The organism is Dactylosporangium sp. NPDC051541, from assembly GCF_044454505.1.
GTDB lineage: Bacteria > Actinomycetota > Actinomycetes > Mycobacteriales > Micromonosporaceae > Dactylosporangium.
Window position 1 is genome coordinate 15,084 of the sequence record NZ_JBITDU010000009.1, and the last position, 11,855, is coordinate 26,938.

An 11,855-nucleotide genomic window follows, 5' to 3' on the forward strand; every position below is an offset into this window, starting at 1 on the left:
GCCACCACCACGGTAGGAGCGCCTGCTCCGGGTACCGGCGAGACCCGTTTCCCACGTTCGCCTCGCTCCGCGGCACCGCAACATTCGGCCCGACCGGCTACGCATATGTGTGCTTCACCTGCGGCACGCACTGTTGCATGAACGTCGCCATCGGCGTTGCAGGCGTCACTTCGGCTGCCCGGACTGATGCGGTCCCGGCGCGGTGGCGGCTCGGCTGAGCGGCCGACACGACTGCTGCGGCGGCTACCTGCTCGGACCGTCGGCCGACCGGGAGACGACCCGGCTGAGCGCTGATCGTCAGTGCGGGAACGCTCGTGGGATGCGGGCGGTGGCCAGTTCGTCGCGGAAGGTCTGGATGCGGGTGATGACCTGGCGGCGGCCGATGGTGTTCTCGATGCGGTCCAGGTACAGGCAGCGGGCGGCGAGCTGGTCCAGGTCGACGGTGAAGTAGACGGCCATCAGGGGGTTGACGAACAGGTCGCCGTGCCTGGTGCGGGTGGTGAAGCGGACGTCGCCGAATTCGCCGTTGGTCGCGGCGGCGATCTGGCCCTGGACGATGCTCGGGCGGTCCGGGGTGGCGGCCTGTGCGTGGGCCACCGCCGCGCGATACAGGCGGGCCTCGGGACTGGTGCGCGGGATGGACAGGGCGCCCAGGTAGCCGCCCGCCCGGTCCAGGGCGGCCAGGTTTTCCAGGACCTGCACGTGGTTGACGCCGTCGTGGGCATCGATGCCGAAGCCCAGGCTGACGACCAGCTTGGTCGGCACGTCGAGTCCGTGCACGGCGGCGACGCTGGTCATGTCCTCGACGGGTGTGCCCAGGTCACTTTCGTCGCCGCGCAGGAGGATGTCGGTGCCGCCGTCGACCAGGCCAGGTGTACTCGGGTGCCGCCGGACTGCAGCGCGAACGCCAGCGGCAGGCCGGCGTAGACGTCGAACCCGCCGCCCGCACCGGCGATGAGGACGTTGCGAGCCGGGGCCAGTGCGGTGAACAACGGCGGTGCGGCCAGTGCGAAGGTCACCGCCCCATCATGACGGCCAATTGCGTAAGCTGGAGCTTACGCGTAAGGTGCAGCTTACCGATGAACCTCGAGCAGATCTTCGTCGCGCTGGCGGACGGCTCGCGCCGGGCCATACTGCAGCGCCTGTCCTACGGACCGGCTACCACCGGCCAGCTGGCCGAGCTGCTGCCGGTCAGCCGACCGGCGGTCTCGCAGCACCTCAAAGTGCTGCAGGACGCCGGCCTGATCGAGACCGAGCAGCGCGGCCGCCACCGCTGGCACCGGGTTGTCGCCGCGCCGCTGACCGCCGTCGCCGCCTGGGCGACCGACCTGACCACGCGGAGTGTGTGATGACCCAGCCGGTGAGCTACATCGAGATCAACAGCCCGGACCTGGCCGCGACCCGGCAGTTCGTCACCGCCGTCTTCGGCTGGGACCTGGCCCCGTTCTCCGCCCCCGACTACCTGGTCGCCCCGCACGGCGACGCCCCCGGTGTGGACACCGGCCTCCTGCCGTCCCGCGACGGCCAGCCGCGCACCGTCCCGATCATCCGCGTCGGCGACCTGGAAGCGGCCACGCGGCTGGTCCGCGACCACGGCGGCCAGGTGGTGGTGGAGCCGTTCACCCTCCCGGGTGTCGGGCGGGGCTGCTACATCACCGACCCGGCCGGCGTGCTCATCGGGCTGCACGCCTACGACCCGCAGGCCTGAACCCGGCTACCAGCAGGGGTCGCGGGACGGGACGCGGTCCTCGTCGGGGAGGCGGATGGCCGTGGATCGGGGCGGGCGTTCGTATTCGCGGTCCGTCACTGGGTCGCCCCACTCGGCGCCGGCCGTGTCCGGGTCGGTTTCGCTGGTCGAGACCATGGCCACGAACGTGGTCGGGGCGGCGCCGTGCCAGTGCCACTCGCCCGGGGCGACGACGATGGTGTCGCCGGCCTTCACCTCGTGGACCGGGCCGCCGCGGCGCTGGACCCGGCCCGTGCCGTGCAGCACGTGCAGGACCCGGCCGTACGGGTACCGGTGCCACGCCGTCCTGGCACCGGGGTTGAACTGGGCGTGGAACGTCGACAGGCGCGACGGCTCCATCGTCGTGACGTCCCGGCCGATCCAGGCGACGCCGGAGTAGCGCTGCTGCGGGGCCGGACGGCTCGTGCTCGGCGCTCGGATGACCTCCATGACAACGCTATCCCTTCTGGTACTCGCTCCAGGGCAGATCCCACGCCGTCCAGCCGTCGCCCGGGTCCAGCGGCACCTCCGTGCCCCTCGTGGTCACCGGATCGCCGACGAGGACCTCGTCGTAGAGCCAGCGGGCGGCGTCCGTGGAGACGTTCGTGCAGCCGTGCGACACGTTGCGCTTGCCCTGGTCGCCGACGGACCACGGTGCGGCGTGGATGTACTGGCCGCCCCACGTCAGGCGCATCGCGTACTGCACGGTCGTCGTGTACTCCGGCGTGCGGAAGACGGCCGACGGTTCGCGGGACATGATGACCGTCGTGCCGCTGGACGTCGGGGTCGACGGTTTCCCGAGACTGACCGGCATTTCCCGAATGAGAGCGTCATTGCTGTACACCCGCATCGTCTTGCTGCTGTTGTCGATGTCGATCGTCAGCTTGCGGCCGATCGTGACGGTCGCGGCGAAGTCGTCGTCGGCGTGCCCGGTGCCGATGGGGACGCCGTTCAGGGCCTTGCGGGCGGTGATGGTGGTACCGGGCTGCCAGTATCGCTCGGGCCGGTACATGACCTGGCGGCCGCCGAACCAGTGCCAGGCGCCCGGCTGCGGCGGGTCGCTGGTGACGAACAGGCGGTGTTCGACGGCGGCGCGGGACGCCTCGGGGACGTCGGTGCCGAACTCGACCACGATCGGCATGCCCACGCCGTAGGTGCCGCCGTTGGTGAGCAGGAGGTCGGAGCTGACCGCCGGCCCTGTCGGCTTCACCGCGGTGGTGAAGGTCGTCTCCTGCGTGAGCGGCTGGCTCGCCGCGCCGACGGCGGTGACTTTCGCCGTGTAGGTGGTGTTGTACCGCAGCGCCGAAGCCGGGATCCACGACGAGCCGTCCGCCCGCGGCGCCCCCGCGATCAGGTTTCCGCCGGCGTCGACGAGCGTGACCGCGGTGACCTTGCCGTCGCTGACCGTGGTACCGATCTCCGCGCTGACGGGGACCGCCGCCGCGCCTTTCGCCGGGGTGACGCTCAGCGCGACCGGCTTCGGCGGCGGCGGCCCGGGCACGAGGGCGGCCTTTGTCGGCGGCGACCCGTGGCCGGCGGTGAGCCCGGCCGCCACCAGGACCAGGGCCACGACAGTGTTTCGTTTGCGCATGCGGGCATCCTCGGACCCGGGCGGGCGAGGGTACTGCCGCATTCGGAGTGAGATCGCGGGTCTACATGGTGGCGTCGGCGATCTGCGTGGCCAGGGACTCCCACTTGGCGTACGCGTCCGGGAAGGCCGAGCGCTGCACCATCTGCGCCGCCACCGTCACCGCGTAGTCGCCCCACCCCGGGATGCCGGTCAACGCGGAGTAGAACCGGCGGGCCGACTCGTGCGGGTCCATGAGCTGCTCGACGCTGCCCCAGTTGGGGCGCTGCTGGAACAGGCCCACGGAGTCGTAGTCGAAGCCGACACCCTGGTTGGGGCGGCCCAGCGACTCCGGCAGGTTCGCGTTGGCCAGGTTGCGCAGGTGGCTCTCCTGCAGCGCGGTCGCGAGCGCGACCACCGCGGCCCGCTTGGGCAGTTGCTCACGCTTGGCCACCTCGACGATCGCCAGCGCGTTGTCCATCTCCGCCCGGGACAGGCCGCCGACCGGCTCGGTCGGGACCGGCTTGGCCGGGGCCGCAGCCGCGGCCGTGGGTGTCGGCTCCGTGGTGCGGTGCGTACCGCGCGCGGCCGGGGCCTCGGTCGAGCGCTCGGCCATGACGACCGGCTCCGGCCGGGCGGCCGGTCGCGTGGTGGCGGTGAGCGAGGAGGCCAGGGCGAACGTCGCTACCGCGAGGAGGGTCACGGCCGCGGCACCGCGCCGGGCGGCCGGTCGGATCGAGACCGGGGCCGCGTGGGCGAAGCGCTGCGGCCGCAGGTGACGGGGACCGCTGATCAGCATCCGGCGAGACTAGGTTTGCGCTGGTCCGCGGGTGGTTTCGGGGATGAGAAACGGCGCTCGGGCTTACCGCCCGGTAGCCGTTTCACCCGGGGGTGAGATGGCCTCTGAGCGGCGCGTTTAGCGTCGGCTCCCATGTCGTACCTCTACCGATCCCGGCACACGCAGCGCATCCTGAAGTCGCCGCGGCTTCCGGTCGCGGCGGCCTCGGCGGTTCTGGCGCTCGCGGCCGGCCTCGGCGCGTCGAAGCTGGACGACCCCGCGCCCGCGCCGCCGCCGGCCGCCGCCGCGCCGGCACCGGCTCCACGGGAAACGGCCACCGCGGCCAGCCGGGCCAAACGCCCGGAGCCCACGCCGGCACAGACCCGGACGCCGGTCCCCGCGGAGATGAACCTGCAGTACCAGTTCGCCTGGCAGGAGAACTTCTACTTCTGCGGACCGGCGGCGACGCGGATCGCGCTGACCGCCCGGGGCCTCACCCCGTCGCAGTCGCAGGTGGCGCAGGCGCTCGGCACGACCGTCAACGGCACGAACTCGTCGGCCGACACGACGCGCGCTTTGAACGAGTACACGGCAAGCGGCTTCTACAGTTCGCACTTCATTCGCGGTCAGGCCGCGTCGGAGGGCGATGTCGCCGAGCTCAAGCAGTCGGTGGTGCACGCGATCGGCAACGGCTACGCGGTGGTGGCCAACATCGCCGGGTCCACAGTGGACGACGGCGGCCACGCGCACGCGTACCCGGGCGGCCACTACCTCACGATCGTCGGCTACCGCGACGGCGGCGACACCGTGAAGATCGCGGACCCGGCGGACGCGCTCGGCGTCGGCTCATACACGTTGAGCGTCAAGAAGATGGCCGACTGGATCGCCCTACGTGGCTATGCGGCGTGACGGAGGCGGGAAGGCCTGGGGTGGCCGGCCGCGGAGGGCGGCCGCCATGGTCTGGGCCACCGCCGCGTTCACGGCGTTGGACACGCCCGCGCCCACGTGGTCGCCGGGGTTGTCGGCGTTGACGGCGATCCCGGCCGCCGCCACCTGCGGGGTGAAGCCGGCGAACGTCTCCGTGGCGTTGTTCTCGGAGCTGCCGGTCTTCCCGGCGACCGGGCGGCCGGCCAGGATCGCGGACACGTTCTCGGCCGTGCCGCCGTCGCACCTGCCGGCCGCGGAGGCCTTGCCGACCGGGCAGCGGGCGGCGTCGGTGGCGGCCGCGGCCACGTCCGGGTCGACGGCCTGGCGGCAGCGGGGCGCACCGACGTCCAGGGTGCGGCCGTCGGGGTCGGTGATGGACAGCACCGGCAGCGGCTCGCAGTACACGCCGCCCGCGGCCACCGTCGCGTAGGCGTTGGCCAGGTCCAGCGGCGTGGTCGACGCCACGCCGAGCGTGAACGAGCCCCACTGGTCGGCCTTCGCGGCCATCGCGGCGTCGGCGTCGCCGCGGAAGACGATGCCCAGCCGCTGCGCCATCTCGACCACGCGGCGGGCGCCGACCTGCTGCTCCAGCCACACGAAGTAGGTGTTCACGGAGCGGCCGAACGCGTTCCACATGGTGCGGTCGCCGTCCATCCACTTCGGGTTGTCGTTGCCGGGGCACCAGCGGCCGCCGCAGCTGCCGGGCCCGCTCGCCGGCCAGATGCTCGCCAGCCGGCTCGGGGCCTTGAACTTCGTGCCCAGCGGCATCCCGGCGTCGAGCGCGGCCAGCATCGTGAACATCTTGAACGTGGAGCCGGCCTGGTACCCGCTCACCCCGGCCCCGCCCGCGACGAGCTGGTTCACCGTGTTGTCGCGGCCCGGTTCGAGGCTGTAGTGCCGGTTGACCGCGAGGGCCTGCACGCGGCCGCTGCCGGGCGTGACGACGGCCAGCGGGAACGAGCGGGCGTTGCCGTACCCGTAGACGCCCAGGGACTGGGCGAGCGCCGCCGACTGCACGCCCGGGTCCAGCGACGTGACGATCCGGAACCCGCCGGTGCGCAGCAACTCGTCGCGGTCGGTCGGGGTGGCGCCGAACTCGGCCCGGCCGTTCCACCACTGGCGGAAGTAGTCGCAGAAGAAGCCCCAGTCGTTGTGCTCCGGCGCGACCGACGCGCAGTCGTTCGGAGGCCGGTGCGGCGAGACCTCGAGCTCGGCCTCCGCCGCCGCGGCGGCCGCGTCCGGCGTGATGACCTTCATCTTGGCCATCGCGTCCAGGGTGTAGGCGCGGCGTTGCAACGCGGCCGCCCGGTCGCCGCTGATCGGGTTGTCCGCGTCCGGGGACTGCAGGAGACCGGCCAGCAGCGCGGCCTCCGGCAGGGTCAGCTCGGCGGCGGACTTCCCGAAGTAGGTCTGTGCGGCGGCCGCGATGCCGTAGGCGCCGGCGCCGAAGTAGGCGATGTTGAGGTACCGCTGCAGGATCTGGCTCTTTCCCAGCTTCTTCTCGATGGCCTGCGCGTATCGCATCTCGCGGAGTTTGCGTGTCGGGGTGTCGGCCAGGGCTTCGAGGTGCTGCTGCGGGGTGAGGCCGGGGTCGTTCTTCAGGACGTTGCGGACGTACTGCATGGTCAGCGTCGACGCGCCCTGCTGCGCGCCACCGCGGCTGTTGGACACGAACGCGCGCGCCACACCGCGGATGTCGACGCCGTGATGTTCGTAGAAGCGCGTGTCCTCGGCGGCCACGACGGCCTGGCGGAGCACCTCGGCGACCTGGTCGAGCCCCACCTCCTGGCGGTTCTCGTCGTAGAACGCGGTGATCAGCGTCTTGCCGTCGTTGGCGTAGACGAACGAGGTCTGCGCGGGCGGCGGTGTCGCCAGGTCCGTCGGCAGCGACTCCCACGTGTCGCCGCCGGCCTTCACCGTCCCGCCGCCGAGGATCGCGAGGGGCAGCGCCGCGGCCGCGATGACCGCGCCCCCGAGCACTGCGCACAGCAGGAGCCGCACAAACTTCAGGAGCATGGCGGGCGGCTACCCGGTGGTGCGCAAAACCTTGCTCACCCCCGGGAGCAAGAAAGGGATGGACCGGGTCCTAGTCCGCGGTCGCGGGCCGCGAGTGCTGGTCGGCTGAACGGCATGTGCGGCTTCCTGGTGTACACCGGCAACGACATCATCACCGCGGAGACCCTCGGCGCCATGGAGCGCCGGCTCGGGCTGCTCGAGCACCGCGGCCCCGACGACATGGCCCTCGAACGGGTCGGCCCCGGCACCGCGGCCGGATTCCGGCGGCTGGCCGTCATCGACCGGCAGGGCAGTCGCCAGCCGCTGCGGTACCAGGACCGCTGGACCTTGGTCTTCAACGGCGAGATCTACAACTATCAGGCCCTGCGCGCGGAGCTGATCGAGCTGGGTCTGCGGTTCACCACCGACGGCGACGCCGAAGTGGTCGCGGCCGCGTTCCACGCGTGGGGCGAGGCGGCCCTGGACCGGCTGCGCGGCATGTTCGCGTTCGCGCTGTGGGACTCGCTCACGGAAACGCTGTACGCGGCCCGCGACCCGTTCGGCATCAAGCCCCTGTACTACCTCGTGACCCGCGACGGCCTGTGGCTGTCCAGCGAGAAGGCCCCGCTGCTCGACGAGGCCGGCCCGCAGCTCGACGCCACCGCGCTGTCGCTGTACCTCACCATGCAGTACGTCCCCGAGCCGTACACCCTCCACCGCGACATCGCCCGCCTCCCGACCGGCGCCCTGCTGACCAAGGAGCTCGGCCGCGCACCGGTGATCCGCCGCTACGCCCGCCCCGCCTTCCGCCCCGACCCGGCGGCCGACGAGGCGGCGGTGGTGGCCGACCTGCGCGAGGCGCTCCGCGACAGCGTCCGGGCGCACCTGCAGGCCGATGTCCCGGTCGGCGCGTTCCTGTCCAGCGGCGTCGACTCGACCGCGATCGTCGCCCTCGCCGCGCAGGAGTCCGGGACCGTGCACGCGTTCTCCGCCGGTTTCACCGACGGGTCCGGGGAACTCGAGGTCGCCGAGCGCTCGGCCCGGGAGCTCGGCGTCCGCCTGACCCCGGCCATCGTCCGCCCCGAGGAGGTGATGTCGGCCCTGCCCCGCATCATCTGGCACCTGGGCGACCCGGTCGCCGACCCGTCGATCGTGCCGCTGTACTTCCTGTGCCGCACCGCCGCCGAGCACGTCACCGTCGTCCTGTCCGGCGAGGGCGCCGATGAGCTGGCCGGCGGCTACACGATCTACCGCGAGCCGCAGTCGCTGTCGCTCATCTCCGGCCGTGGCCCGACGGTCCAGCGAGCCCTCCGCCGCGTGGCCCGGGCCATGCCGGAGGGCCTGCGCGGCAAAAGCTTCCTGGAGCGGGCGACAACGCCAATGCGGCAGCGGTACTTCGGCAACGCGCGCGTCCTCACCGAGCCGGAGCGGTCGAGGCTGCTCCGCGGCGTCCCCGCTGTCGGCCACCCGCACGTGACGGCCGCGTTGTACGCCGAGGCGTCCGACCTGGATCCGATGACGGCGATGCAGCACATCGACCTGAACACGTGGCTGCCCGGCGACATCCTGACGAAGGCCGACCGCATGTCGATGGCCCACTCCCTCGAACTGCGGGTCCCCTACCTGGACCGCCGCGTCTTCGAGGTCCTGTCGACGCTGCCGCCCCGGCTGAAGGTGCCGCGGCGCGGCCGCACCACCAAGTACGCCCTGCGCCAGGCCGTGGAGGGGCTCGTACCGCCGTTCATCAAGGACCGCCCGAAACTGGGCTTCCCGACCCCGGCCCGGGCCTGGCTGCGCAACGACCTCGCGGAGTGGGCCCACCACATCCTGTCCACGTCCGGCGCGAAGACCCTGCTGGACCTGGACTACGCCCACGACCTGCTCAACGCCCACGAACGCGGCGAGGCCGACCACGCCCGCAAGCTCTGGATCGTGCTGAGCTTCTGCATCTGGCACAGCATCTTCGTGGAGGGCGCGGCCCTTGACGCCTCTATTCATCCGGTGAATAGTTAGGGGGTGTCCGCGTCCTATGTGCTGCTCGGCCTGCTCGGGGCCGGGCCGCGCCATGGGTACGAGCTGAAGCAGGCCTACGACCGGACCCTGCCGCGGGCCAAGCCGCTCGGGTTCGGGCAGGTGTACGCCACACTCGGCCGGCTCGCCCGGGACGGGTTCGTCACCGAGGCCGGCCAGGATCGCGAGGGCGGGCCCGACCGGACCGCGTTCGCCATCACCGACGCGGGCCGGGCCGAGCTCGAACGCTGGGTCGCCGCCGTCGAGCCGCCCGCCCCGCACGTCGGCGCCGTGCTGCTGACGAAGGTGATGGTCGCGCTCATGTGGCCCGACCCGCGGCGGGCCGTGGACTACCTGGCCGCCCAGCGCCGGGCCCACGCCGACCGCCTGCGCGAGCTCACCGCCGTGAAACGCGACCCGGGCGCCGCGCTCGGGGACGTCATCGCGGCCGACTACGCCATCGCCCATCTCGACGCCGACCTGGACTGGCTGCGGACCACGCTGGCCCGGGTCGCCGACCGGCAACCGGGGGTACCGACATGACCGACATCCTGCAGGCGCGGGCGGTGGTGCGCTCCTACGGGGCGACGCCGGCCGTGCGCGGCGTCACGCTCGACGTCGCCGAGGGCGAGATCCTGGCCGTGACCGGGCCCAGCGGCTGCGGCAAGTCGACGCTGCTGCACTGTCTCGCCGGGATCATGCGGCCCGACTCGGGCGAGGTGACGTACCGCGGCCGGCGCGTCGACACGATGAGCGAGTCGGCCCGTTCGCGGCTGCGGCGCACCGAGTTCGGCGTGCTGTTCCAGTTCGGGCAGCTCGTCGCCGACCTGACCGCGGCCCAGAACGTCGCCCTGCCGCTGCTGCTGGCCGGCGCCGGCCGCCGGGAGGCGCGCACCGCGGCGCTGGACTGGCTCGAGCGGGTCGGGGTCGCCGACGTCGCCGACAGCCGGCCGGGTGAGATGTCCGGCGGCCAGCAGCAGCGCTGCGCGATGGCCCGGGCCCTCGTCACCGGGCCGCGGATGGTCTTCGCCGACGAGCCCACCGGCGCCCTCGACACGCTCACCGGCGAGCAGGTCCTCGGCCAGCTCGTGCGGGTCGCCCACGAGCAGCGGACCACCGTCGTGCTCGTCACCCACGAGGCCCGGGTCGCCGGCTACGCCGACCGCGAGATCGTCCTGCTCGACGGCGAGGTCGACACGAGCGGCCTCGGCATCGCCCTGCCGACCGGAAGGCACGGCCGGTGAAGCCGGGCACGCTGCTGCGCCTCGGGCTGGCCGGGTCGCGGACCGACACCGTGCGGGTCGTGCTGACCGGGCTGAGCGCCACGCTGGCCACCCTGGCCGTGCTCACCGCGGCCAACGTGGTCGCCATCGGCCGGTTCGACTTCGGGGGCGGCGGCTCGGACGAGTGGGCGAGCCAGTACAGCAACGCCCTGCTGCGCGAGCCCGGCCTGCGCCCCGGCACCACGCTGACCCTGCTGCTCATGACCATCCCGGTCTTCGCGCTGGCCGGGCAGTGCGCCCGGATCGGCGCGCCCGAACGGGACCGGCGCCTGGCCGCCTACCGCCTGGCCGGCGCCACACCGGCACAGACCGTCGCGATCTCCGCGGCCGAGTCCGGGTTCGCCGCGCTGACCGGCTCGCTCGCCGGCCTCGGGATCTTCGCCGCCGGCCACCGGCTGCTGCACCGCCCCGGACCCGACGGGCTGCTGCCCCTGCCGACCGACGTCTGGCCGGCCGGCTGGTTCCTGGCCGTCGCCGTGGCCGGCATCCCGGCCCTGGCCGCGCTGTCCGTCGCGCTCGTGATGCGCCGGGTCACCGTCAGCCCGTTCGGGGTCGTGCGCCGGGTCCGCCGCACCCGCGGCCCACAGCCCTGGGCGGGACTGTTCATCCTGCTCGGCGCGCTGCTGCTGGGCGCGGTCACGGCGCCGGCGAAGCTGCACCAGTACCTCCACATCCCGTTCCTGACCGGCTGGCGCGCCGCCGTCCTGCTGTTCGCCGGCGTCGCCTCGGCCGGGCTCGGCGTGGTCCTCGGCACCGGCTGGCTGACCTGGTCGACCGGGCGGTTGCTGGCCCGGTGGGCCCGAAAGCCTTCGACGGTACTGGCTTCGGCCCGGCTCGTCGCCGATCCGTGGAGTGGCAGCCGTACCCTCGCCGTCCTGCTCATCTGCGTCCTCTTCGGCGCCGGGGCCGCCGGCATCCGCGCCCAGTTCGAGGCCATGGCCTCGGCCGAGCGCGCGTCCAACGCCCTGCTCGACCCCGCGCTGCGCACCGAGCGCGACCCGTTCTACCTGCGCACGATGGACCTGATCGACCTGGCCGTGTACACCGCCATCATCCTGACCGCGCTGGCGATGCTCGTGATCGTCGCCGAGGGCGTCGTCTCCCGCCGCCGCGAGTACGCCGCCCTGGTCGCGACCGGCGTGCCCCGCGGCCCCCTCGGCCGTGCGATCCTCTGGCAGGGCCTGCTCCCCGCGATCCCGGCCGTGCTCCTGGCCCTGGTCGTCGGGGTCGGCCTGACCCGCACGCTCGGCACACAGGTCGAGGCCGGCGGCGGCCGGAGCCATCACTGCCTGGTCGACGACGAGCAGGTGTGCCGCACCACCACCCCCAGTTCGGACCCGGACAAGTGGCGGCTCGAGGAGGACCCCACGATCGTGCGCGAGGTCCAGATCCCGTGGCGCGAACTCACCGAGGACGGCGCCGTGGCCCTGCTGTCGGTCCTGGCCACGACCGGTGTGGGCGTGCTCTTCCTGCGCCGCAGCACCGACCTGTCGGAGATCCGCACCACGTAGAACGCCCCCGCCCGGTTCAACCCGGTCGCCCACCCATCGCGTGACGGCCCGCGGCCGA

The 11,855-nt window shown here is 73.0% G+C and carries 12 protein-coding genes and 1 pseudogene; 7 read left to right on the forward strand and 6 right to left on the reverse strand.

What is annotated here, in order from left to right:
* Positions 1-297: 297 nt before the first annotated feature.
* Together ACIA8L_RS34260 and ACIA8L_RS34265 are read right to left on the reverse strand one after the other, a co-directional pair.
* Positions 298-867, reverse strand: coding sequence for a DUF1152 domain-containing protein (locus ACIA8L_RS34260; RefSeq protein WP_395911736.1), 570 nt, complete (start codon positions 865-867; stop codon positions 298-300).
* Positions 795-1,019, reverse strand: a complete 225-nt coding sequence (locus ACIA8L_RS34265) for a hypothetical protein (RefSeq protein WP_395910982.1) — start codon at positions 1,017-1,019, stop codon at positions 795-797. Before ACIA8L_RS34265 ends, ACIA8L_RS34260 begins: the two co-directional genes overlap by 73 nt.
* A 60-nt stretch (positions 1,020-1,079) precedes the next feature.
* Between ACIA8L_RS34265 and ACIA8L_RS34270 the strand changes: the two genes are divergently transcribed.
* Together ACIA8L_RS34270 and ACIA8L_RS34275 are read left to right on the forward strand one after the other, a co-directional pair.
* Complete coding sequence (locus ACIA8L_RS34270) at positions 1,080-1,349, forward strand: ArsR/SmtB family transcription factor (protein ID WP_395910984.1); 270 nt, start codon at positions 1,080-1,082, stop codon at positions 1,347-1,349.
* The gene (locus ACIA8L_RS34275; protein ID WP_395910986.1) at positions 1,349-1,708 is read left to right on the forward strand and encodes a VOC family protein; all 360 of its coding nucleotides are present in this window, start codon (positions 1,349-1,351) and stop codon (positions 1,706-1,708) included. Before ACIA8L_RS34270 ends, ACIA8L_RS34275 begins: the two co-directional genes overlap by 1 nt.
* A 6-nt stretch (positions 1,709-1,714) precedes the next feature.
* Here ACIA8L_RS34275 and ACIA8L_RS34280 read toward each other — a convergent pair whose 3' ends face one another.
* From ACIA8L_RS34280 to ACIA8L_RS34290, 3 genes are all read right to left on the reverse strand, one after another.
* Positions 1,715-2,176: a cupin domain-containing protein gene (locus ACIA8L_RS34280; RefSeq protein ID WP_395910988.1), complete on the reverse strand. Its 462-nt coding sequence runs from the start codon at positions 2,174-2,176 to the stop codon at positions 1,715-1,717.
* Between the two features lie 7 nt (positions 2,177-2,183).
* A complete protein-coding gene (locus ACIA8L_RS34285; RefSeq protein ID WP_395910990.1) occupies positions 2,184-3,317 on the reverse strand; it encodes an Ig-like domain-containing protein in 1,134 nt (377 codons plus the stop codon).
* A 61-nt stretch (positions 3,318-3,378) separates the two neighbouring features.
* The gene (locus ACIA8L_RS34290; RefSeq protein ID WP_395910992.1) at positions 3,379-4,092 is read right to left on the reverse strand and encodes a hypothetical protein; all 714 of its coding nucleotides are present in this window, start codon (positions 4,090-4,092) and stop codon (positions 3,379-3,381) included.
* A gap of 384 nt (positions 4,093-4,476) precedes the next feature.
* On the opposite strand from ACIA8L_RS34290, the gene ACIA8L_RS34295 reads away from it, so the two are divergent.
* Complete coding sequence (locus tag ACIA8L_RS34295; protein WP_395911738.1) at positions 4,477-4,980, forward strand: C39 family peptidase; 504 nt, start codon at positions 4,477-4,479, stop codon at positions 4,978-4,980.
* On the opposite strand, the pseudogene ACIA8L_RS34300 reads toward ACIA8L_RS34295, so the two are convergent.
* A pseudogene (locus ACIA8L_RS34300) lies at positions 4,978-7,014 on the reverse strand (transglycosylase domain-containing protein); the annotation flags it as partial. The gene ACIA8L_RS34295 and the pseudogene ACIA8L_RS34300 overlap by 3 nt on opposite strands.
* Positions 7,015-7,128: 114 nt before the next feature.
* On the opposite strand from ACIA8L_RS34300, the gene asnB reads away from it, so the two are divergent.
* From asnB to ACIA8L_RS34320, 4 genes are read left to right on the forward strand one after another with little or no spacing between them, the layout of a single operon-like run.
* Positions 7,129-9,006: an asparagine synthase (glutamine-hydrolyzing) gene (asnB, locus tag ACIA8L_RS34305; RefSeq protein WP_395910993.1), complete on the forward strand. Its 1,878-nt coding sequence runs from the start codon at positions 7,129-7,131 to the stop codon at positions 9,004-9,006.
* Between the two features lie 3 nt (positions 9,007-9,009).
* The gene (locus ACIA8L_RS34310) at positions 9,010-9,546 is read left to right on the forward strand and encodes a PadR family transcriptional regulator (RefSeq protein WP_395910995.1); all 537 of its coding nucleotides are present in this window, start codon (positions 9,010-9,012) and stop codon (positions 9,544-9,546) included.
* A complete protein-coding gene (locus tag ACIA8L_RS34315; protein WP_395910996.1) occupies positions 9,543-10,247 on the forward strand; it encodes an ABC transporter ATP-binding protein in 705 nt (234 codons plus the stop codon). The genes ACIA8L_RS34310 and ACIA8L_RS34315 overlap by 4 nt, the downstream gene beginning before the upstream one ends.
* A complete protein-coding gene (locus ACIA8L_RS34320) occupies positions 10,244-11,797 on the forward strand; it encodes an FtsX-like permease family protein (RefSeq protein WP_395910998.1) in 1,554 nt (517 codons plus the stop codon). Before ACIA8L_RS34315 ends, ACIA8L_RS34320 begins: the two co-directional genes overlap by 4 nt.
* Positions 11,798-11,855 lie beyond the last annotated feature (58 nt).

Excerpts from the sequence above, each read along its gene's own strand:
- ACIA8L_RS34270 (WP_395910984.1), top strand. The coding sequence starts at position 1,080 with ATGAACCTCGAGCAGATCTTCGTCGCGCTGGCGGACGGCTCGCGCCGG.
- ACIA8L_RS34275 (WP_395910986.1), top strand. The coding sequence starts at position 1,349 with ATGACCCAGCCGGTGAGCTACATCGAGATCAACAGCCCGGACCTGGCC.
- ACIA8L_RS34280 (WP_395910988.1), bottom strand. The coding sequence starts at position 2,176 with ATGGAGGTCATCCGAGCGCCGAGCACGAGCCGTCCGGCCCCGCAGCAG.
- ACIA8L_RS34285 (WP_395910990.1), bottom strand. The coding sequence starts at position 3,317 with ATGCGCAAACGAAACACTGTCGTGGCCCTGGTCCTGGTGGCGGCCGGG.
- ACIA8L_RS34290 (WP_395910992.1), bottom strand. The coding sequence starts at position 4,092 with ATGCTGATCAGCGGTCCCCGTCACCTGCGGCCGCAGCGCTTCGCCCAC.
- ACIA8L_RS34295 (WP_395911738.1), top strand. The coding sequence starts at position 4,477 with ATGAACCTGCAGTACCAGTTCGCCTGGCAGGAGAACTTCTACTTCTGC.
- asnB (WP_395910993.1), top strand. The coding sequence starts at position 7,129 with ATGTGCGGCTTCCTGGTGTACACCGGCAACGACATCATCACCGCGGAG.
- ACIA8L_RS34315 (WP_395910996.1), top strand. The coding sequence starts at position 9,543 with ATGACCGACATCCTGCAGGCGCGGGCGGTGGTGCGCTCCTACGGGGCG.